General features: G+C 72.8%; 16 protein-coding genes. 3 read left to right on the forward strand and 13 right to left on the reverse strand.

Going from position 1 to position 20,899, the window contains the following annotated elements:
- Window positions 1–64: 64 nt before the first annotated feature.
- The 9 genes from gcvPA to WMF43_RS11855 all read right to left on the reverse strand — a co-directional run bounded on the left by gcvPA (window position 65) and on the right by WMF43_RS11855 (window position 10,785).
- Complete coding sequence (gcvPA, locus tag WMF43_RS11815) at window positions 65–1,429, reverse strand: aminomethyl-transferring glycine dehydrogenase subunit GcvPA (protein ID WP_437679835.1); 1,365 nt, start codon at window positions 1,427–1,429, stop codon at window positions 65–67.
- 58 nt (window positions 1,430–1,487) lie between these two features.
- Window positions 1,488–1,892 (reverse strand): glycine cleavage system protein GcvH, encoded by a 405-nt coding sequence (gene gcvH, locus WMF43_RS11820; protein WP_437679837.1) that lies wholly within the window; start codon window positions 1,890–1,892, stop codon window positions 1,488–1,490.
- Between the two features lie 101 nt (window positions 1,893–1,993).
- Complete coding sequence (gcvT, locus tag WMF43_RS11825; protein WP_437679839.1) at window positions 1,994–3,115, reverse strand: glycine cleavage system aminomethyltransferase GcvT; 1,122 nt, start codon at window positions 3,113–3,115, stop codon at window positions 1,994–1,996.
- A 124-nt stretch (window positions 3,116–3,239) separates the two neighbouring features.
- Window positions 3,240–3,785 carry a hypothetical protein gene (locus WMF43_RS11830; protein WP_437679841.1) on the reverse strand — a complete coding sequence of 182 codons (546 nt, stop codon included), beginning with the start codon at window positions 3,783–3,785 and terminating at the stop codon, window positions 3,240–3,242.
- On the reverse strand, window positions 3,782–7,408 hold the full coding sequence (locus WMF43_RS11835) for a hypothetical protein (protein ID WP_437679843.1): 3,627 nt from the start codon (window positions 7,406–7,408) through the stop codon (window positions 3,782–3,784). The genes WMF43_RS11830 and WMF43_RS11835 overlap by 4 nt, the downstream gene beginning before the upstream one ends.
- Window positions 7,409–7,422: 14 nt before the next feature.
- The gene (locus tag WMF43_RS11840; RefSeq protein WP_437679845.1) at window positions 7,423–8,100 is read right to left on the reverse strand and encodes a hypothetical protein; all 678 of its coding nucleotides are present in this window, start codon (window positions 8,098–8,100) and stop codon (window positions 7,423–7,425) included.
- 20 nt (window positions 8,101–8,120) lie between these two features.
- The gene (locus WMF43_RS11845; protein ID WP_437679847.1) at window positions 8,121–9,479 is read right to left on the reverse strand and encodes a PilW family protein; all 1,359 of its coding nucleotides are present in this window, start codon (window positions 9,477–9,479) and stop codon (window positions 8,121–8,123) included.
- Window positions 9,479–10,063, reverse strand: a complete 585-nt coding sequence (locus tag WMF43_RS11850) for a type IV pilus modification PilV family protein (protein WP_437679849.1) — start codon at window positions 10,061–10,063, stop codon at window positions 9,479–9,481. The genes WMF43_RS11845 and WMF43_RS11850 overlap by 1 nt, the downstream gene beginning before the upstream one ends.
- Window positions 10,060–10,785, reverse strand: coding sequence for a pilus assembly FimT family protein (locus tag WMF43_RS11855; protein ID WP_437679851.1), 726 nt, complete (start codon window positions 10,783–10,785; stop codon window positions 10,060–10,062). Before WMF43_RS11855 ends, WMF43_RS11850 begins: the two co-directional genes overlap by 4 nt.
- 101 nt (window positions 10,786–10,886) lie before the next feature.
- On the opposite strand from WMF43_RS11855, the gene WMF43_RS11860 reads away from it, so the two are divergent.
- Complete coding sequence (locus WMF43_RS11860) at window positions 10,887–12,035, forward strand: DUF6599 family protein (RefSeq protein ID WP_437679852.1); 1,149 nt, start codon at window positions 10,887–10,889, stop codon at window positions 12,033–12,035.
- Between the two features lie 36 nt (window positions 12,036–12,071).
- On the opposite strand, the gene WMF43_RS11865 is transcribed toward WMF43_RS11860, so the two are convergent.
- The 4 genes from WMF43_RS11865 to WMF43_RS11880 all read right to left on the reverse strand — a co-directional run bounded on the left by WMF43_RS11865 (window position 12,072) and on the right by WMF43_RS11880 (window position 16,977).
- Window positions 12,072–12,785 (reverse strand): peptidylprolyl isomerase, encoded by a 714-nt coding sequence (locus tag WMF43_RS11865; RefSeq protein WP_437679854.1) that lies wholly within the window; start codon window positions 12,783–12,785, stop codon window positions 12,072–12,074.
- Window positions 12,786–12,836: 51 nt separating this feature from the next.
- Entirely contained in the window at window positions 12,837–13,685 is an 849-nt protein-coding gene (locus WMF43_RS11870; RefSeq protein ID WP_437679856.1) for a MaoC/PaaZ C-terminal domain-containing protein, read from the reverse strand.
- A 114-nt stretch (window positions 13,686–13,799) separates the two neighbouring features.
- Window positions 13,800–14,618 (reverse strand): hypothetical protein, encoded by an 819-nt coding sequence (locus WMF43_RS11875; protein WP_437679857.1) that lies wholly within the window; start codon window positions 14,616–14,618, stop codon window positions 13,800–13,802.
- Between the two features lie 34 nt (window positions 14,619–14,652).
- Window positions 14,653–16,977 (reverse strand): protein kinase domain-containing protein, encoded by a 2,325-nt coding sequence (locus WMF43_RS11880; RefSeq protein WP_437679859.1) that lies wholly within the window; start codon window positions 16,975–16,977, stop codon window positions 14,653–14,655.
- Window positions 16,978–17,102: 125 nt separating this feature from the next.
- On the opposite strand from WMF43_RS11880, the gene WMF43_RS11885 reads away from it, so the two are divergent.
- Complete coding sequence (locus tag WMF43_RS11885; protein WP_437679860.1) at window positions 17,103–19,118, forward strand: segregation and condensation protein A; 2,016 nt, start codon at window positions 17,103–17,105, stop codon at window positions 19,116–19,118.
- Complete coding sequence (scpB, locus tag WMF43_RS11890) at window positions 19,105–20,886, forward strand: SMC-Scp complex subunit ScpB (protein WP_437679862.1); 1,782 nt, start codon at window positions 19,105–19,107, stop codon at window positions 20,884–20,886. Before WMF43_RS11885 ends, scpB begins: the two co-directional genes overlap by 14 nt.
- Window positions 20,887–20,899: the final 13 nt, after the last annotated feature.

Raw genomic sequence — 20,899 nt, forward strand, 5'->3', positions numbered from 1 at the left:
CCGCCGCGCGGCCCCGCCCGCCGGCGCGCCGCCGCCGCCGTCTCCCCCCCGGGCAAGTCCGCCGCTACCCAGCGAACCCGCCGAGCCCTTCCACGAGCCGATCGAGGTCCGCCCGGCTATGCCGCTCGGTCACCGCGACGAGCAGATCCCCGCGCCTCCGCGCATCGACCCGCCCGAGATCGAGCCCCGCGATGATGCCCTGCTCCGCCAGCGCCCGCGTGAGCTTCCCGGCATCCCCCCCGCGGACCTTGACGACGAACTCGTGGAACGTCGGCGCCGACATCGGCAGCGAGTACCCATCGAGCCGCGCGATCTCCCGCTTCAGGTGCTCGGCCTTGGCGAGGCACTGCTTCGCCGCCTCGACGAACCCGCGCTTGCCGAGCATGCACATGCGCATCGTGACCGCCGTCGCGCACAGCCCGCTGTTCGTGCAGATGTTGCTCGTCGCGCGCTCCCTCCGGATGTGCTGCTCGCGCGTCGCGAGCGTCAGCACGTACCCCCGGCTCCCGTGTTTGTCGACCGTCTCGCCGACCAGCCGCCCCGGCACCTGCTGCAGGTACTTGCGGTCGTTCCTGCACGCGAACAGCCCCACGTTCGGCCCGCCGTACTGCGGCGGCAGCCCGAGGGGCTGCCCCTCCGCGACCGCGATGTCGGCGCCGAGCGCGCCCGGCGACTCCAGCAGCGCGAGCGCGTACGGATCCAGCGTCACCGTGATGAGCAGCGCCCCCTTCTGGTGGCACGCCTCCGCCACCTTCCGGATGTCGCCCACCGCCCCGAAGAAATTCGGGTACCCCACGACCACACAGGCCGTCGTCTCGTCGACCGCCCGCGCGAGCGCGTCGAGGTCGGCCGTGCCGTCGCGCCCCACGGCGACGCGGGCCAGCGACGCCTTGCCGGTCCCGATGCCGTGCACGTACGTCTCGACCGTGCCGGCGTAGTCGGGGTGCACGCCCTCCGACAGCACCGTGCGCTCGCGCCCGGTGAGCCGCCGCGCCATCAGCACCGCCTCCGCGAGCGCGCTCGCGCCGTCGTACATCGAGGCGTTCGCCACCGGGAGCCCGAGGATCTCGCTCACGATCGTCTGGAACTCGAAGATCACCTGGAGCGTGCCCTGGGCGACCTCGGGCTGGTACGGCGTGTAGGCCGTGTAAAATTCGCTCCGGAGCAGGAGCTGATCCGCCGCCGGGGGGAAGTGGTGCTCGTAGGCGCCGGCCCCCAGGAACGAGAGCATGCGCCCCGCGCGGTTCTTCTGCGCGAGATCCTCGAGGTGCCGCATGAGCGAGGGCTCGTCGAGCGGCGGATCCATCGACAGCGGGCGCGTGAGGCGCGCCTCCTTCGGGATCGCGCTGTAGAGCTCCTCGAGCGACGACAGGCCGACGGCCTGCAGCATCTCGCTGATTTCCTCGGGCGTGTGGGGCAGGTAGCGCATGGTCTTGCAGCGGGGAGGGGGGGAATGTCGGGGTGAAACGGACGTGTCTCGGGGGCGCTCAGTGCGCCGCGGTCTTCAGGAGCTCGGCGTACGCGGCGGGCTCCAGGAGCCCGCCGAGCTCGCCCTGGTCGGAGGGCGAGACCTCGATCATCCACGCCTTGCCGTAGCAGTCGTCGTTGACGAGCTCCGGGCGGCTCTCGAGGTCGGTGTTCACGCGCACGACCTTCCCGCTCAGCGGCGCGAACAGGTCGCTCAGCGTCTTCACGCTCTCGATCGTGCCGAAGGCCTTGCCCGCGGTGATCGTGTCGCCCGGCTTCACGTCGAGGTTGACCAGCGTGATGTCGCCGAGCTGATCGACCGCGAACGCGGTGATCCCGACGACCACGCGGTCGTTCTCCTGCTTGGCCCACTCGTGGTCCTTCGTGTACCGCCGGTCCGTTCGGACATCCTCGCTGCTCGCCATGCCTTCTTCTCCTTCGCCAACGTGGGTCTCGGGTCGCCTGCTGCGCGGCGCGCCGCGGGCGGGGGCGCGTGGCCCGCGGCCCCGCGGGGCCGCCTCGCGGGTCAGGCCCGCTTGTAGAACGGGGTCTTGGCCACGACCGCCTCGACCGTGCGCCCCCGGCAGTCGACCAGGAACGGGGTCCCGATCTTGGCCATCGTTGCCGGCAGGTAGCCGAGGCCGATGTTCTTGCCGACGGTCGGCCCCGGGCTGCCGCTCGTGCAGACGCCGACCTTCGCGCCGCCCGCGTCGAGCAGCGGGTAACCGTGGCGCGCGATGCCGCGCCCGAGCATCTCGAAGCCGACCAGCCTGCGCGTCGGCCCCTCGTCCTTGACGCGCTGGAGCGCGGCGCGCCCGATGAAGTCGCCCTTGTCGAGCTTCACCACCCAGCCGAGGCCCGCCTCGATCGGGTTCGTGGTCTCGTCGATGTCGTTGCCGTAGAGCGACAGGCGCGCCTCGAGGCGGAGCGTGTCGCGCGCGCCGAGGCCCGTCGCCTCGATGCCGAGCGGGCCGCCGAGCTCCATCAGCGCGCGCCAGAGCCGCTGCGCGTCGGAGGGGGAGCAGAAGATCTCGATGCCGTCCTCGCCCGTGTAGCCGGTGCGGGCCACGGTGCACCGGACGTTGGCGAGCGTCGCGTCGCGGAAGTGGAACGGCGGCAGCTCGCGCAGCGCCGCGCCGTCGCCGCCCGCGAGCGCGGCGATGTCGAGCGCCTTCGGTCCCTGGAGCGCCATCATCGCCGTCCGGTCGGAGGCGTCCTCGAAGCTGCAGTGGTTCTGCGCGGCGCTCCGGAAGTGGGCGGAGATCTTGTCGCGGTTCGAGGCGTTGCACACGATGAGCCACTGCCGCGCGTCGATCCGGTAGACGATGAGGTCGTCGAGGATGTGGCCGGCCTCGTTGCACGCGACGGTGTAGAGCGCGTGGCCGTCCTCCAGCTTCCGCGTGTCGTTCGTGATGAGGTAGTCGACCACCTGCCCGGCGTGCTCGCCGCTCAGGATCATCTCGCCCATGTGCGAGACGTCGAAGAGCCCGGCGGCGGAGCGCACCGCCTTGTGCTCCTCGGTCACGCCCTTGTACTGGACCGGCATTTCCCAGCCGGCGAACGGGACCATGCGCCCGCCGAGCTTGATGTGCTCGTCGTAGAGCGGGGTCCTGCGGAGCGGAGCGGTGGGGAGCGTCTTGGTCGACACGGGCGCGATCTACTTCGGATGCCCGAGGTTGTCGACTGGCGAGGCGGCCCCTCGCGGCGCAGGATGTCGAAGCGGCCGCGGCCGTGCGCGGGCGGAGCGCGACGCGCTGGCCGTCGCGCGCGCCTCACTCGAGGCGGGTGGGATCGAGCACCTTGCCGTCCGGCGTGAGCCCGGTCCGGCGCCACCGCTCCTCGACGGAGAGCCCCGGCTCCGGCGGCGACCGCGTCTCGTCGCGAACGACGAGCTCCGAGACGTGCGCGCGCGAGACCACCTCGATCCGGATTCTCCGCTGCGGCGCTGCCTTCACGGTCGCCTGCGCGAAGATCGTCTTCGCCGGCCCGGTCTCGACATTGCCGGCGAGCACCCGCGCGCGCACGTAGTTCGCCACGCGCTCGGCCGGGATCTCCCCGATCGCGAAGACCGCGTCCGGGAAGCGCGCGCGCACCTTCATGCGCCGGGGGATGGGGAAGCCGAACGCCTGCTCGATCCCCTCGGCGAGCTCGCCCGGCAGCGCCTGGTCGACCGGCGGCTTCGGCGCCGGCGCCTCGCTCGCGGACGGCGCGGGCGCGGGCGCGCCTTCGCCGCTCCGGCAGGCGAGCGGCGCGGATGCCGCGCAGGCGGCGAGCGCGGCGAGCACCCTCGCGGCGCGCGGCAGGTGGGCGCGCCTCATTCGATGATGCTCGCCCACGAGTCGACCCTGACCACGGTGTTCGGCGGCGGCAGCGTCCTCACCGAGGTGCGCGCCTCGGCGCCCTGGACGTCCTCCGAGCCCGCGGCGCCTGTGTGGAACACGAGCTGGTACTCGGGCGCGCTGGCCTGGCGAATGACGGTCTGCGCGCCGAAGTAGGGATCCGAGACGGTCTCCACGTCCACGCAGGTCGGCTTCTGCGTCACGGCGACGCCGAAGACGATCGTGCCCGGCGCCTGGTCCTCGAAGTGCTGGGCCGGCGCCAGCGGATCGACCCGGAGGCAGGCGTTCGGGTACGCGGCCGGGGTCCCTGACTGGCCGTACAGGTAGTCGACGCCCCAGATCGAGCCGAGCCCGTCCGCGCACGCGTAGGTCCCGGGCGCCGCCGGCGTGAACGTCGAGAAGTACGCGCAGCCGTTGAAGAGGGAGATCGGCCCGGTCACGCGCTTGCCGCCGGTGAAGGGGATGACCCAGTTCTCGCTCACGCGGAAGCTCCCGGAGTGCGGCTTCTCGGTCACCGACCAGGCCCGCGTCTCGATCGCGCCGCCCGCCGTGAACGCCTCCTGGTCGCCGGTGGAGAACAGGATGACCTTGTTGCCCAGCGGATCGAGGCTCACGATCGGCGTCGTCTGGATCGGCTGGCTGCTCGCGGCCGTGTCGCCCGGGAGCGAGTAGGCGTCCCAGGCGAGATCCACCGTCCAGTCGGCCGGGTTCGGCCGCGACAGGTTGACGCGCCAGAGCGTCCCGTCGGCGTCCCCGACGTAGATGCGATCGGCGACCTGGCCGACCTGCGACGGGTACGCCACGGGGACGCCGCTGATCGGCGAGTCGAAGTCGACCACGGTGGTGAGCGTCGACGCGATCGAGGCCGGCGCCTCCGACGAGTGGCCGCGGAAGGTGCGGAGCACCTCGCCGGTGTCGAGCCGGACGATCGTCAGCGAGCGCGCCGGGCCGACGACCCCGTTGGTGCCCGCGGTGCCCCAGCACCGCACCGAGCCGCGCACGCTCAGGCTGCCGGTCGGGAAGAAGACCGGCGTCGTCGTGTTCTGCCGCGGGCACGAGCTCGCGCTCGTGTCGATGGGCGCGGTGCCGCCGGCGAGGATGGCGACCGAGACCTCCCGGATCTCGCCGTTCTGCTCGACCTCCACCATGGCGATCGTCGGCGTCGGCGTCGTCTCGCCGAACAGCGGGTTGCCGCTGCGGTCCGTGGAGAGCTGCCAGAGGAACTGCGGGTCGCGCGGGTCGGTCACGTCGAGCGCGTAGTAGAAGCTGCCGCCCGCGCCGCCGCTGGCGACGAGCACCGTGCGCCACGTCGCGCCGGCCGCCGTCCCCGCGGCCGCGGCCTGCGCCGCCGTGCGCTCGAAGACGACGTTCTTCACGACGGGCGCGCCGTCGAGCAGGAGCGACTGCTGGTTGAACGTCGGCAGGAGGCGCGGCAGCACGTACGGCGGCAGGAACGACCAGAGCTCGTTGTTCTGGAGCCGGTCCACCTTGAGCGGGTCGGCCGCGGTCGACGGGGCCACCTGGAAGGCGTGCAGCTGCCCGTCGGTCGTCGCCGTGTAGAGCACGAGCGGCCGGTTCGCCTGGGCCTCCGCGAAGAGCTGGTACGACTCGTCGGGGATCAGGTCGCGCGGGGGACCCATGACGACCGGCGTGGCGTGGTAGATGCTGCCGAGCTCGTTGCCGTCGCGGCTGGCGATGTTCGAGGGCATCGGCTCGCCGGTCTCCCACTCGATGATGCGCTCGGCGCAGCCCTGGGCGGTCGTGGTCTGCAGCCCGCCCGAGCACTGCGAGGGGAGCGGGCTGCTCGGGTCGAGCTCGAGCGCGCGCGGCGCGCTCCCGAGCTCGTCCGCGAACGCCGCGGCGGGCACCGGGTCGCCGTTGCCGGTCACCGTGCCCGTGTAGTCGCTGAGATCGTCGTCGGCGGCGGCCGCGGGGCGGATGGTCCGCGTCGACCAGATGGCGCCCGCGTCGGGCGTGCCGATCACGCTGAAGAAGCGGCGCGGGTTCGCGAGGTCGTTGGAGTTCATGTTCGCCGCGAAGTCGTCGCCCTTGCCGGGGTCGATGTCCTCCAGCTGGGTCGTGAGCACGCCGTTCACCGCCTCGCACACGAAGCGCTTGCGCTCGAGGTTGCCGGTCCAGAGCGAGCCGTCCGGCGGCGGGCTGAACGAGGACGAGAACTGGTACGCGACCCCTTCGGCGGTGCTGCCGGTGTTGCCGGTCGCGGCCGCCGTGGCGAAGACGGGGAGGGTGCGGCTCGTCGAGTTCGCCGCGATGTGCGCGAAGATCTGCGACATCACGGCGGAGAGCTCGTTGGCGTCGTCCGGGAAGTAGCCGTGATCGGTCCCGCCCTCGATCGCGATGCGCGAGAGCGTGCAGCACGCCTTGAGCGCCCCCGTGGCCCCGTCGCAGCGCCCGCCCGACTGGAAATCGGACTCGGAGATCGTCGCGCAGTCGGTGCCCGCCTCGGTGGAGAGGCCGAACCCGACCGTGTAGGTCCGCACGCGCCGGTTCGGGTTGATGTTGCTGTTCAGCGAGTGCGCGATGACGTGCGGCTCCTCGTACGGACAGCCGGTGCCTTCGGGGCCGGGGCCGGGGGCCTGCGCGCAGCTCGGGCGCACGTCGAGGTTCGGCTCGCCGTCCGAGATGAGCACGATGGACGTCTTGCGGCAGCCGCCGGCGATGTACGGGTCGTCGCGCGGCCCGAGCGGCCGGCCCTGCCACGTGGTCCCGTCGCCGAGGATGTAGTGGCGCGCGTCGGACAACATCCCGGCGATCGGCGTCGCGCCGTAGGGGCGCGTCGCGATGAGCGCGTCCTGGATGCGCGTGTTGGTCGTGTGGACGTCGGTGATCGGCGCGGTGAAGTCCGGGAAGGGCACGAGCGGCCCTTCCCAGAGCGGCGCGGCGGGGTTCCTGGCGCCGACCTCGACGTCCTCGACCGCGCAGTCGGGCGGGTTGCCCCGCGCCGGGAACCCGCCCGTCTGGAACTCGGGGAAGTAGCTCCACATCCCCTCCATGCCGCCCGCGTGATCCGGCGTGCCGCCGAGCAGCCCGGTGCTCGCGTCCGGGAGCGTGTCGAAGGTCATGAGCCCGAACCGGATCCGGTCCCGGTAGACGTCGAGCAGGCCTGTCGGCGGCTGCGTCCACGCCGGGCAGCTCTGGGAAGCGTCGTTGTAGTGGTGGTATCCTATCGAGTTCTCCGTCGCTCCCGGGCCCGGCGTGCAGCCGGCGGAGAGCAGGCGGTGGAACGGGATGTAATAGTTCTTGTCGTAGGGCTCCACCGTCCCGAGGCTGAACTCCTGGACGAACGCGGCGCTCGTGCGCGGCTGGGCGTAACACGAGAAGTTCGGGATGGGACCCGTGAGCGACTCGACGAGCTTCGCCCAGCGGCTCTTGAGGCTCTCGTTGGCGGGAGGCGTGAGCGGCGTGCAGTCCGGCTCCCCGCCCGCGACCGTTCGCTCCATCGAGCCCGACGTGTCGACGAGCAGGAGGACGTTGGGGAGCGGCGGCTCGACGTCGGCGGCCTGCGCGTGGGCGCGGAAGGAGACGAGGCCAAGGGTCGCCGCCGAGCCCGTCGTGACAAGTACCTTCGCCAGGTTTCGCATCGTGTGCTCCCGGATCATTGGGTCGAGCAGGGCAAGGTGAGGTGGGCGCTCAGGGACTCCTGGCTGCCGGCGATCGCGATGTCGTCGGCTTCGTCGCTCGTCGCGCTCGGCCAGACGAGGCCGCGCGCGTTCAGGGTGACCATGCAGTATTTCACGTTCGCGGCGCCGGCGGAGGTCTCATCCATCCCCGCAGGACCGGCGATCCCTGCGGTCTTGTCGGCCAGCTCCACCTTGAAGTTCCAGCTGACGTCGGAGAGGCCGAGGCTCCCCGGCTCGTCGGCCACAGGGTTGCCCGGCACGGGCGGCTCGACGAGGTTCTCCGCCGCCTTGGCCTGGAGCGTCCTCGGGATGAACGAGAAGCAGTACGGCGTGGTGTCGAGCGTCGGGACGGAGCACTGCGGCGGGGAGCCGGCGAGCGTCGACTGGCGGACCGCGGCGTCGATCTCGTTCAGGCTGCCGGCCCTCTCGAGGTCGGCGAGCACCAGCGACATCGCGTACTCCGTGACGTAGTGCGTCTGGGTCATCTGCCGCTCATGGCCGCTGGCGATCGTCGACAGGGTGGCGGCGTGCGCCGCGAAGACGCCGATCGCGGTGAGCATCGAGATGACGAGCACGACGATGAACACCGCCGCGCCCCGCTCTCCGGAGCGCCGTGAGACCTTCGCTCTCCTGGCGTCCAGTCTTGCGTCCACTCTTGCGTCCACTCTTGCGTTCACCATGGGACAACCGCCTGGTTGGGGAGCGCGACGTCGGCGTAGAGCGTGCGCAGCCGCGCGAACACCGGAGGGGCCCCGGCGGGCACGGTGGCCGTCGGGGTGTTCACGCCGGCGACGATGCCGGGGATGAGGAACCGGTTCCTGCGGCCGTCGGTGCCGGCGGCGAGGAAGGCGCTGCGATCGGGCGCCCGGGAGCGGACCGCGAGCCGGACCTGGACCGTCCGGACGCGCTCCGGCGCGGCGCCCGGCTGGGTGTTGTCGGCGCCGATCAGGTACACGTTGGGGTTCTCGACCGGCGCGGTGATCGGAAACCGGGTGATCTGCGGGTTGGTCACGCCGTTGTCGAAGGGCCCGCCCTCCGGACCACTCGCGGCGGAGAGCCCGAACTTGAGGTCGACGGCGTACTCGGCGATGAGCTCGCGCGTCGCGTCGATCGGCTGGTCGTCCGCGTCGAGCTCGACGCGGACGAGCTCGGTGCGCCCGTTGTCGCCGGTCAACGCCGGGTTGACGGGCGCGACGAGCGGACCGTAGGCCGGGTCGTTGAGGAGGCTCTGGATCTCGTAGCGGACGCGCGAGACCGGGTTGGCGAACCCGCCGGCGCCGTTGAACCCGTTGCTCACGCCGCAATCGCCGAAGGCCTGGAGCTGCGGCAGCGCGGGCGTGGTCGCGAGGCTCACCTGGATGGTGGCGGGCGGGACGCCCGCCACCACGGAGCCCTGGATGACTCCGTACATGGTCTTGCTCTGCCCGAGGATCTTGAGGCGCAGGACGCGCCCGACGCGGAAGATGTCGCTCAGGCTCTCCCCGCCGCCGCTCTCGCGGGCGAGCGTCCGCTGCACGGCGCCGCTGAATGGATCGATGTTGACGACGCAGCCCCCGGCCGTGCAGTTGATGCTGTTGAAATAGAACTGCTCGGTGGTGTTGAAGCTGCCGCCGACGACGAGGGAGTCCGGCCAGAGGCTGTTCGCGATGCTGTGGCCGAGCTCCGCGGGGTGGAGGAACACCGACCCACGGCGCTGGATCGCGACGCCCGCGATGCGCCGCATGCCGTCGGGCCACGTGGCCGGGTTCCCGCAGACGAACGGATCCCGCTGCACGTTCGGGGACGAGAGGTGCGACGCGCGCTGGAGATCCGCGACGATCCGGTTCATCGCGAGCGTCGCCGCGAGGTGCGAGGCGGAGGCCCTCGCCTCGTTCTGGAAGAAGCGGGTCGCGTTCTTCGAGAGCAGGAAGGCGGCCATCGAGACGAGCAGCCCGGCGGCCATGGCCACGAGCAGCTCGACCAGCGTGAAGCCTCGCGGTCGCTGTCGTCGCGCGCGCGTCCGCGCGGGGGAGGGGCGTCGGCGCATCATCATCAGTTCTGGCTCGTGTTCCTGCGGACGCTGGTCGTCAGGTAGACCGCGCCGTAGCGGTCCGGCTGCGCGTCGACGGTGGCCGGGGCGACCCCGCAGTCGATCGGGCCGCCGCTCCGCTCCCAGAAGACGCGGATCTCGACGCGGATGAGGCTCCGCCAGAGCGGCCCCCCGCCCGCGTCGGTGAACTGGCGGAAGCGGAGGTGCGTGCAGAACGCGGCCGCCGCGGTGTCGCCGTCGAAGATGTCCGCGCCGATCACGTCGGCGCTCGGCGCCCCGAGCCCGAGGATCTCCGTCGGCGCCACCTTGACCGGGAACGGCTGGGTGGACGCCGTGACGACCCAGTCGGTGCTCGCGAGATCGGGGATCCCGCCGGGGTCGTTCCACTGGAGCGCGTCCGCGCGCAGCCGCTCGGCCCAGGTCATCGCGATGTTGTTGGCGACGGCGATGTTCCGCGCGTTCGTGTTGCTGATGAGCGTCGCCTTCTGGAGCGCGACCACCCCGGTGGCGCCGAGCGCGAGCACGCCGAGCGCCGCCATGACCTCGATGAGCGTGTACCCGCCGCTCCCCGGCCTGCGCGCGCTCACAGGGCGAGCCTCGCGACGCCGTTCGGCGGGATGAAGACCCGGCGCAGCAGCGTGGTGTTGGTGTTGGTCACGTTCACCCGGAGCGCGCCGACCAGCGGCACGAACGCGGCTCCGGTATTGTATCGGACGAACGTCCGGCCCCGCGCGGTGAAGCAGACGTCGGCCTGCGGCTGCACGGTGCCGTCGGCGCCGGAGGGGTCGCGGAGCTCCACCTCCGCGAGCTCGACGCCCGCGGTGTTCAGCCGCGTGACCTGCGCCGTCGTCGCCGGGCTCGTCCAGTCGACGTTGGCGCAGCTGTTCGCGATCAGCGAGCCGCCGACGTCCTGGACCAGCGCCTCGCGCACCTCGAACACGCCGGTCGCGTCCGTCCACCGCACGAGGACCGCGGTCCCGCGCCCGAGCGCCCGGTAACGCGCGAGGCGGTAGACGCCGCTGATCTCCATGGCGGCGCGGTTCACGCGGCGGTCGCGCATGGCGTTGATGAAGCTCGGCGACGCCACGGCCGCGAGCACGCCGATGAGGATGATCACGGCGAGCAGCTCCGGGAGGGTGAAGCCGCGCGCGGCGCCGCGGCGCCGCGCGCGCGCTCGCGGAGCGCACGCCGGACGGCGGCCGGGGGCGCGAGGAGGGGGTCGCGAACAGGAGAAGGAACGCACCGAATGCCCGGCAAAGGCAAGCCGCATGCCCTGTAGCGCACGCGCTAACCTGTGGAATTCCATCATGAATTCCTCAAAGTGCCCGGCGGCGGGCGCTAACGATTGCGTCGTTATGAAAAAAGGTGCAAGGCGAACGGGCCATGCGATTCTCGCCGGAAAGGTGTTCCTTGAGCGTTGACCCTGCGCCCAGCGCGCGTGTTGAAGGCCGAGCGGGGGCCTCGTGCGCCCGCGCGGCGCGCTCCGTGGTGCTCGCCGGGGCGGTCGCGGCCGCGCTGTGCGCCGCGGGCTGCAAGAAGGACGAGCCGCAGGGCGCGCCGCCGCCGCCCGCGCCGGCCGCGGCGCCCGCGGCGTGTGCGGGCGGCGGTGGGACGATCGGCGACGCGGCGAGCGCGCCGTTCTTCCCGCGCACGACGGGCGGGTTCTGCCTCGACCCGAACGGCGCCGAGAAGACGTTCGGCGAATCGGCGCCGCTGCCGCTCGACAGCATCTGCGACATGTTCGACGGGGAGTGCGAGATCTACAAGGGCTTCGGGGTCCGCCGGGTGGTCGAGGCGCGGTACGTGAGCGGCAGCGGCGGCACCGCGACCGTCGACGTGCACCTCTCGAAGTTCGGCTCCACCGAGGGCGCCTACGGGATGTTCACGAAGCGCACCGTGGGCGACGGCGACCCCGCGGACGAGGCCACGCCGCGCTCCATCGACGGCGGCGGCGCGGCCGCGATGGGGGTCGGCAACGCGTACCTCTGGCGCGGGCAGTACCTCGCCGAGATCACGTACAACGACGAGGCGCTGGCCGAGGCGGCGCTCAAGTCGTCGAGCGAGAAGGTCCTGCCCGGGCTCGTGAAGGAGCTGGGCGCGAAGCTGCCCGGCGAGGCGGCGCTGCCGCCGGCCGCGGCGGCGCTGCCGCCGGACAACCTGATCGCGCTCGGGATCCGCTACGAGACCAAGGACGTGCTCGGCGTGGACGGCGCGGGGCCCGGCGCGTTCGGCTACTACAAGGAAGGCGACAAGCGCTACCGGGTGGTGGCCGTCGTGCGCGACGACGTCGATCAGGCGAAGGACGTGCTGTCGACGCTGGCGAAGCTGCCGGGCGCGGCCAGGGAGAAGGGCATCGGCGACGGCGCGGTGCGCCTGATGCACAAGGAGGGCGAGGGCCCCGCGACCGAGTGGCTCTTCGCCCGCGCCGATAAGACCGTCTACGGCGTCGGGGACGAGTCCCGCGTGCTCCGCAGCGGCATGACGTCCGACGAGCACGCGAAGCTGACGCTGGGGAAGGACGAGAAGGCGGCGCGGCTGAAGAAGCTCGTCGCGCGCTGAACGGCGCGCCGCGGGGTCGCGGCGCGCCGCCTGCGGTTACTGCGTGCGCAGGATGACGTGGAAGCCGAACGGGGTCTCGACGAGGTCGCTCACCTCGCCGACCTTGATCTTCTCGAGGCCCGCCTGGAACTCCGGCACCATCGCCCCCTTCGGGAACTTGCCGAGGTCGCCGCCGCGTCGGTCCGCGCCCGGCTCGTCCGAGTACTCCTTCACGATGTCGGCGAACTTGCTCGGATCGGCCTTGGCCTTCTGCATGGCCTCGGTCGCGCGGGCCTTGGCCTCGTCCTTCGTGCGCTCGATCGTCGGGGGCGCGCGGCGGCTCCCCTTGTACATGACGAGCAGGTGCTTCGCGCCGAACATCTCCCGGGGCGGCTGCGCCGAGGCCGCCGGGCGAGGGGGCGGCGCGGGCGTGGCCGGGGTGGCGGCCGCCTGCACGTGTGTCTCCTCGGGCTCCGGAGCGACAGGGGCGGCGAGGCGCGCGAGCGGCGTCTTGTTGAACATGCCGACGAAGCCGAGGAGCCCGATGAGCACGAGCGCGCTGAGCACCGCATGCGGCGTCCACCAGTACGGGTCCTCCGGCTCGGCGCCGTCGTCCTCCGGCTCGTCGTCGTCGTTGTGCGCGTGGACGCGGCCACGGACCGCGGCGGCCCTCGTCTTGCCCACCTCCCCCTCGTCCTCGTCGGTCGACTCGTCGTCGTCCTCGAGATCCTCGTCGTCCTTGGCCTTGTGGTGCTCGCTCTTCTTGCTCATATCGCTTCCCTGGTCCGGGCCTCGGCCCTTAGCACGCGGTCGCGCCGGGCGTCAGCCGATCTCCGCCCAGGCGCTCGTGAGCACCGGGTCGGGCCGCCCTTTCACCGAGGTGACCACCGCGATCTTGCCGCCGTCGAGCGCGTAGCCCTGGGTGACGAGCGTGTCGCCGGGCCACACCGGCTTGCGGAACTGCGCGCCGTAGGCCCGCAGCCGGCTCGCGTCGCCGCCCGCCGCCTTCTGGATGATCGCGCGCGCGGCGAAGCCGTACGTGCAGAGGCCGTGCAGGATGGGGCCCTGGGCGAAGCCCGCCTTCTCGGCGACCTCCGGGTCGGCGTGCAGCGGGTTGTGGTCGCCCGAGAGCCGGTAGAGCAGCGCCTGCTCCGGCGTCGTCGCCTCCTCGACCACCCAGTCCGGCTCGCGGTTCTTCGGCACGGGGGCCTCGGCCTCCTCGCGCGGCGGGCGCGGCCCGCCGAACCCGCCGACGCCGCGCGCGATGATCGACCACACCGTGTCGAAGAGCGGCGCGTCGTCGAGCGTCGTCCGCGTCTCGACGATCACCTGCGCGAACTTCTTGAGGTCGTAGATGGCCGACAGGGTGGCGGTCGTGATCAGCGTGCCGCTCGTCGGGATCGGGCGGTGGACCCGGAGCGTCTGCCCGCCGTGCACGATCTGCGACAGCTCGGCGCCGGCGACCTCGAGCACCTCGAACGCCGCGTCCTGGGACGGGATGACGCCGAACGTCGGGTAGACCTTCATGCCGCCCGGCGCGCCCTCGTAGAGGTACCCGAGCTCGTCGCGCTTGGCGCCGATGCCGAGCGCGTACGTCGCCAGGGTCTTCCAGTCGTAGGTGAACGCGCGGGGCTTGGTCGTGTGGCCGACGTTCGACAGATTGAGCGGCATCGGAGGCTCCTCGTGAGGATGGGACCGGGCGAGGAGGCGTACAGACCCGGCGATGTCGCGTCAACTGCAGCGGCTCGGGCCAGCGCGCCGCGTGCGTTCAGGCCGCGCGCGCGCTCAGAGCGCCACGCCGTACGCGATGACCAGACCGATGTTGAACATGTCGACCCGCTTCGAGAGCGAGGCGAGATCGCCGGTCGGCGAGCGCTTGCGGTCCTCCGGGAGGAACCAGCTCGAGTAGCGTAGGTGGCCCCCGAGGCTCCAGTTCGCGGCGAAGGTCCACTCGCCGCCGGCCGCGAGCCCCGCGGCGACGCCCTCGGTGCTGAGCGTCGCGGCCCTGGGGCCGACGTAGGCCGTGTCCGAGTACGGCTCGCGGTCCGCCTTGACCGACCAGGAGTCGTTCACGACGATGCCGCCGAGCGTGGCGCCGGCCCACCACTCCCAGGTGGGCGTCCGGATCCCGTAGTAGCGGAACAGCCCTTCGACCATGAAGTAGCGGCGCGAGTGATCGCGCTCGAGCTCCGGCGCGCCGCGCGCCCCCTCGGAGCTCAGCGTCGCCGCCCAGAAGATGCCCGCGCCGAAGCCGATGTCGCGCCAGCGGTAGAGGTTGTGGATGCCGAAGGAGATGCTCGTCTCGCCCTGCTCGCAGGGCGACGAGGCCGAGTGGGGGCAGACGTCGGCGCCGGGGAGCGTCATCACCCCGGTGCCCACCTCGACCATGGTGTAGGGGCGGCCGCGCTCGCGCGCGGCGGCGGCTCGGCGGGCGGCCCTGCTCTCGTCGCCGATACCCGGTGTGGCGAGCAGGAGCAGCGCGATCGCCGCGCCCGCCGCGGCGGCGCGCGCCGACGGGGCGCGCGCTTGAGCGACGCGGTGGACGGGGGGCGGCGCGAGACCACGCGCCGATGATGCGCGGGGTTCGGCGGGCGTTCGCGACATCGGGTACGGGCCGCCTCGGTTCACCTTCCGCCGATTATAGCCACGGACCTGTCGAGGAGGGGAGCGGCGCGACGGCATCCGCTGGCAACGGCGGCGGCGGCGGCGGCAGCACCGGCGCGGGCGCGGCGCTGGCCGGCGCCGCGTCGACCGGCGGCGTGTTCGTCGGCGGCGAGGATGTGCCGGCCTTGCCGGGCGCGGGAGCGCTCGCCGAGGTGGCCCGCGGCGCCGGCGCGGTCGAGGGGGCCGGCGGGGCGGCGGCAGCGCCGCGGCCTTCGGCGGGCGCGACCGCGCGCGGCGGCGGCAGCTGGGGACCGGGCCGTGCGCTCGGGATCCCGGAGCTCTGCGGGGCGATCTGCGGCGGCGGGTCTCCGACCGGCGCCGGCTCGGGGCTGCTCGCGAGCTCGGCGGCGAGGTGCTGGGCGGTGGTGAGCTCCGGCCGCAGCTCGAGCGCGAGCCTCGCGAGCCGGAGCGCGCCGGCCCTGTCGCCGGCATACTTCCGTCCGAGGGCGTCGGCGACCATGCGCTCGGACGACTCCCGGCGCAGCTCGGCGACGCGCGCGTCGGCCGGCCACCGGGCGAGCGCCTGCGCGATGAGGTCCTTCACGTTCTCGCCGGGCGGGGCGTCCCACGCGTGCCTGCTCATGCAGTCGCGCGCGCGCTCGACGTGCTGCTCCAGCGAGCCGCCCGCGGCCGGCCCCCCGAAGGCGCCGAGGTGCCGCCCGCCGACGAACACGACGAACACCACCGCGGCGGCGCACGTGAGCAGGGCGGCCGTGCGGGCGATCACGGCGCGCCGGGGGAGCGGCCGCGCGGCGGACTCGAGGCCCTGCATGGTCGACGGGACCGGCGCGGAGTCGCGCGGCGGGTCGACGTCGAGGCCGATCGGCGTGCGCGCCGGATCTTCCGGCTCGTCCGCTGCCGCGTGGTGGTGGGCCGAGCTCCGCGAGGCGCGCGGCTCCGGGGCGAGGTCCTCGCCGGGCTCGACGAGCGCCGGCGAGGAGGGGTGCGAGCCGCGCGAGGGCCGGTCGGCCGGCGGCGCGGCGGCGCGCGCGGAGGTCCACGACGGGCTCGAGCCGCGGCCGACGGGCGAGGGCCGGCCCTCGTCGCGGCGCGACGACGCGGGGTCGCCGAAGAAGTCGGCCTCCGGGTCCGGCTGGAGTGGATCGAGGTCCGAGATGCGCGCGCTCTCCAGCGTGGGCGAGGCGATGCCCCCGATCCGCGCGGCGAGGGCGGGGGAGAGGTCGAGCGACCTCGTGCGCGACTTGGAGGCCAGGCTCATGACCGGGCTGGCGCGCAGGAGGCCGGGCTGGGCCGCGATCTCGTCGGGATCGAGGCCGCTCGCGCGCACGGCGAGGGCGAGGGCGCGGCCGAGGGCGCGCGCGTCCGGGGCCCGCTCCGAGGGCCGCTTCGCGAGGTTCTTCATGACGACCTCGGCGATGGGCGCGGGCACGTAGCTCGACCGGGCGATGCTGCGCAGGTCGGTCGGCGGGGCGTGGGTGTGCTGGACGAGCAGCGCGACGGGCGAGTCGCCCTCGAAGGGCGCGCGCCCGGCGAGGCACTGGTAGAGCATCGTCGCGATGGAGTAGACGTCCGCGGGCGGGCCGACGCGCTGCCCCTCGGCGCCTTCGGGCGAGATGTACTTGGCGGTGCCGAAGATGAGCCCGGCCTGGGTCGTCATCGCCTTGTCGGCCCAGTCGAGGCGGGCGATGCCGAAGTCGAGCACCTTCACGAAGTCCGGGTCCTCGCCGCGGCGGACGAGCATGATGTTCTCGGGCTTGAGATCCCGGTGGACGATGCCCTGCGCGTGCGCCTCGCCGACCGCGTCGCAGACCTGGAGGATGACGTGGAGCGCCCTCGGGAGCGGCAGGGCCTCGCTCTCGCCGGCGGCGCCGGCCGCGGCGAGCGCGGAGAGCAGCGAGATGCCGTCGAGGTGCTCCATCACGAGGTAGAGCTCGCCGCCGATCCTGGCGTCGGCCGTGGAGGGGACGCTCCCGGTCATGAGCACCTGGACGACGTTCGGGTGGACGAGCCGGCTCGCGATCTTGGCCTCGCGGTGGAAGCGGCTCACGAGCTCGGCGTTGGTGCTGAGCTCCCGGTGGAGGATCTTCACGGCGACGTCGCGCTCGATCCCCGCCTGGAACGCGCGGTAGACGCGGCCCATCGAGCCGATGCCGATGAGGTGGTGGATCTGGATCTGCCCGTCGAGCGTGAGGCCCTGGTACGGGTCGCGCTCGGAGGCGCCGAACGCGGAGCTCTTGCGCGAGCTCGCGATCGGCGTGCCGTCGCGCGGGCAAAAGAGCACGCCCGCGTCGTAGCGCTCACCGCACGAGGGGCAGCTCTTCGCGGGGGACGGCTTCATCGACAGCGCCGAGTCTAGCACCGCTCCCGCGACAAATTCCCGGACGGAGCGGAGTTTTGGCGCGCCGCGCGCCCGGGGGGCGCGAGGGCGTGGACCGACCGGCGCCTTGCGACTACGGTCGCGGCGTGAGCGGTTCGAAGGCGGGCGCCGCGAGGGCGCGCAGCGGCAAGGGGCGTGGTAGCGCGAGCGCCGCCCCTGCGCCCGCCGCGCGCGACGCGGCCTCCCGCCATGCTGCCGCGCGCGAGGCCGCCGCCCGCGACGGCGCCGCGCGCGAGGCGGCCGCCGGGGCCCCGGGCGCGGCGGCGGACGCGGGGCCTCGCGAGGGCGAGTACGTCGTCCAGCTCCCGACGTTCGAGGGGCCGCTCGACCTGCTGCTGCACCTCATCCAGCAGCACGAGCTCGATATCCTCGACATTCCCGTGAGCTTCGTCACGGAGAAGTACCTCGAGTACCTGAAGATCATGCGCTCGCTGTCGATCGATCTGGCGAGCGAGTACCTCGTGATGGCGGCGACGCTCGCGCACATCAAGTCGAAGATGCTGCTGCCGAGCGTGCCTGCTGGGCAGGACGACGACGGGATGCCCGGCGAGGAGGAGGATCCGCGGGCCGAGCTCGTCCGTCGGCTCCTGGAGTACCAGAAATACAAGGTCGCCGCGGCGGAGCTGGCCGAGCGGGGCACGCTGGGGCGCGACGTGTTCACGCGCGGCATGAGCGAGAGCGAGGTGCCGAAGGGCCCGGCCCCGTTCGCGCCGACGAACATCTTCAGCCTGCTCGACGCGTTCGAGCGGGTGCTGAAGCGGACGAACGTCCAGATCGATCACGAGGTCGTCTTCGATCGGATCAGCATCACGGATCGCATCGTGGAGCTGACGGAGAAGCTCTCGGCGCGGCGGGCGATGCGGTTCGAGGATCTGCTGCTCGACAGCGTCTCGAAGGGGGGCGTGATCCCTCGCTTCGAGGTCGTGATCACGTTCCTTGCCGTGCTCGAGATGTGCAAGCTGAAGCTCATCCGCGTGCACCAGACGGATCCGCTGGCGCCGATCCACATCGAGCTCTCGGTGACGGACGGCGCGCCCCCGGCGGCGGCGGAGCCCCAGGACGACGCGCCCGCGGAAGTTCCGATCGCGGCGCACGGGCGCGAGGAGCGTGGCGCGCCGCCCGCCGGCGAGCGCGAGGTGGTGGCGGCGGTCGGCGGCGAGGCGGAGCGTCCGGCGCCCGTCGAGGTGGGCGAGGAGGTGAGCGGCGCGTCCGGGGTTGCCGGGGAGCCGCCCGCGATGGAGGACGCTGCGGCGCCGTTCGCGGAGGTGGACGAGCCTGCGTCGGAAGCTGCTGCGGCGCCGTTCGCGGAGGTGGACGAACCTGCGTCGGAAGCTGCTGCGGCGCCGTTCGCGGAGGTGGACGAGCCTGCGTCGGAAGCTGCGGCGCCGTTCGCGGAGGTGGACGAGCCTGCGTCGGAAGCTGCTGCGGCGCCGTTCGCGGAGGTGGACGAGCCTGCGTCGGAAGCTGCGGCGCCGTTCGCGGAGGTGGACGAGCCTGCGTCGGAAGCTGCTGCGGCGCCGTTCGCGGAGGTGGACGAGCCTGCGTCGGAAGCTGCTGCGGCGCCGTTCGCGGAGGTGGACGAGCCTGCGTCGGAAGCTGCTGCGGCGCCGTTCGCGGAGGTGGACGAGCCTGCGTCGGAAGCTGCTGCGGCGCCGTTCGCGGAGGTGGACGAACCTGCGTCGGAAGCTGCGGCGCTGTTCGCGGAGGTGGACGAGCCTGCGTCGGAAGCTGCTGCGGCGCCGTTCGCGGAGGTGGACGAGCCTGCGTCGGAAGCTGCGGCGCTGTTCGTGGAAGCGGACGAGCTGCGTCTGGAACATGCCGCGGCGGCGCCCGAAGCGATGGCGGAGCTGCCTCCCGAAGACGCCGCGGCGCTCGAAGTGATGGCGGAGTCGCCTCCCGAAGGTGCCGCGGCAGCGCCCGAAGCGACGGAGGAAGCGCCTCCCGGAGATGTCGCGGCGGCGCCCGAAGCGGTCGAGGAGTCGCCACCCGAAGGTGCCGGAGCGCCGCCCCCGGAGGTGGAAGCGTCGCCTCCTGAAGGCGCCGCCGCGCCGCCGGCTGAGGTGGATGGGGTAGACGCGGAGAGTGGTCGTGACGGTGGCTGATGCCGCGGCCAAGCGGCGGCGCGGATCAAAGACGGCGGGGCAGAGCGCGCCGGCGCAGCTGAGGGCGGCGGCGCACGCGTGGCTGGGCGGGGCGAGGCGGCCGCGAGGCGCGAAGAAGGAGCCGCGCGCGCCGAGGACGACCGCGCAGAACACGTCGAAGGCGGCCGGGCAGACCACGCCGGCGCGGCTGAGGGCGGCGGCGCACGCGTGGCTGGGCGGGGCGAAGCGGCCGCGAGGCGCGAAGAAGGAGCCGCGCGCGCCGAGGACGACCGCGCAGAACACGTCGAAGGCGGCCGGGCAGACCACGCCGGCGCGGCTGAGGGCGGCGGCGCACGCGTGGCTGGGCGGGGCGAAGCGGCCGCGAGGCGCGAAGAAGGAGCCGCGCGCGCCGAGGACGACCGCGCAGAACACGTCGAAGGCGGCGGCGCAGACCACGCCGGCGCGGCTGAGGGCGGCGGCGCACGCGTGGCTGGGCGGGGCGAAGCGGCCGCGAGGCGCGAAGAAGGAGCCGCGCGCGCCGCGGGCGGCGCGGCAGGATCCGGCCGCTCGCCTTCGCGCGTCCGCGTGGGCTCAGCTAGGCGACCCGGCGCGGCGAGGAGCCGCTCCCGTCAAGAACGTCGGCGCGGCACCCGGGCAGGCGCCGGCGCTCTCGGCCGTCGCGCGCAAGCACCTGAAGGGAGTCCTGGAGGCGCTCATCTTCGCGTCGGAGCGGCCGGTGCCGGCGCGCGAGCTCGCGCGCTCGGCGAACGCAGAGCACCGCGTCGTGCGAGAGCTGCTCGCCGAGCTCGTCGCGGAATACGACGGGCGCGGGTTCCGCCTGGACGAGGTCGCCGGAGGGTACGTCTTCCGGACAAGCCCGGCCTTCGCGCCTTTCGTCCGCGAGGTGACCGATCAGAAGCCGATCAAGATGTCCCGCGCCCAGACCGAGACACTCGCGATCGTGGCGTACCGCCAGCCGATCACGCGCCCCGAGATCGACGAGGTCCGAGGCGTCGACTCCGGCGCGGCGCTCAAGTCGCTCCTGGAGCGCGATCTGGTGAGGATCCTGGGCAAGAAGGACGAGCCCGGGCGTCCGATGCTCTACGGAACGACGGCTCAGTTCCTCGAGTTCTTCGGTCTGAAGGCGCTCGGCGAGCTGCCGACGCTGCGCGAGTTCACTGAGCTTACCGAGGAGTCGCGCCGCGCCTACGAGCGCGAGCTCGGCGAAGAGCCGCCGGACGGGCCGGCGGGGACAGCCGTACAGGAGAGCTTCGCGGGCGCGGAAGGGACGATCCGGACGAGCGTCGCCAAGGCAGGGGAGGACCTGCCGGACGACGCCGACGGCTCGCCTGCCGCGCCTTCGGGGGGAGAGGTGCCCATGGGAGCGATCGACGACGCAGAGCGCCAGATGGAAACGGGAACCGAGGCGTTTGCCGAGCCCGGCGAGGCGGGTGAGAAGAACGCTGCACGACGGGACAGCGAGGACGAGGAGGACGAAGTGCGCGACGAAGACGAGGACGAAGAGGACGAGGACGAAGAGGACGAGGAGAGCGAAGAGGACGAGGACGAAGAGGGCGAAGACGAAGAGAGCGACGAGGACGACGAAGAGAGCGACGAGGACGAAGAGGACGAGGACGAAGAGGACGAAGAAGAAGAGGACGAGGAGAGCGAAGAGGACGAGGACGACGAAGAGAGCGACGAGGACGAGGACGAAGAGGACGAGGACGAAGAGGACGAAGAGGACGAGGACGAAGAGGACGAGGACGACGAAGACGACGAGGATGACTGAGCCGTCGGCTCCC

The organism is Sorangium sp. So ce131 (genome assembly GCF_051519095.1).
Taxonomy (GTDB): domain Bacteria; phylum Myxococcota_A; class Polyangia; order Polyangiales; family Polyangiaceae; genus Sorangium.

Excerpts from the sequence above, each read along its gene's own strand:
- gcvPA (WP_437679835.1), bottom strand. The coding sequence starts at position 1,429 with ATGCGCTACCTGCCCCACACGCCCGAGGAAATCAGCGAGATGCTGCAG.
- gcvH (WP_437679837.1), bottom strand. The coding sequence starts at position 1,892 with ATGGCGAGCAGCGAGGATGTCCGAACGGACCGGCGGTACACGAAGGAC.
- WMF43_RS11830 (WP_437679841.1), bottom strand. The coding sequence starts at position 3,785 with ATGAGGCGCGCCCACCTGCCGCGCGCCGCGAGGGTGCTCGCCGCGCTC.
- WMF43_RS11835 (WP_437679843.1), bottom strand. The coding sequence starts at position 7,408 with ATGCGAAACCTGGCGAAGGTACTTGTCACGACGGGCTCGGCGGCGACC.
- WMF43_RS11845 (WP_437679847.1), bottom strand. The coding sequence starts at position 9,479 with ATGATGATGCGCCGACGCCCCTCCCCCGCGCGGACGCGCGCGCGACGA.
- WMF43_RS11855 (WP_437679851.1), bottom strand. The coding sequence starts at position 10,785 with ATGATGGAATTCCACAGGTTAGCGCGTGCGCTACAGGGCATGCGGCTT.
- WMF43_RS11865 (WP_437679854.1), bottom strand. The coding sequence starts at position 12,785 with ATGAGCAAGAAGAGCGAGCACCACAAGGCCAAGGACGACGAGGATCTC.
- WMF43_RS11870 (WP_437679856.1), bottom strand. The coding sequence starts at position 13,685 with ATGCCGCTCAATCTGTCGAACGTCGGCCACACGACCAAGCCCCGCGCG.
- WMF43_RS11875 (WP_437679857.1), bottom strand. The coding sequence starts at position 14,618 with ATGTCGCGAACGCCCGCCGAACCCCGCGCATCATCGGCGCGTGGTCTC.
- WMF43_RS11880 (WP_437679859.1), bottom strand. The coding sequence starts at position 16,977 with ATGAAGCCGTCCCCCGCGAAGAGCTGCCCCTCGTGCGGTGAGCGCTAC.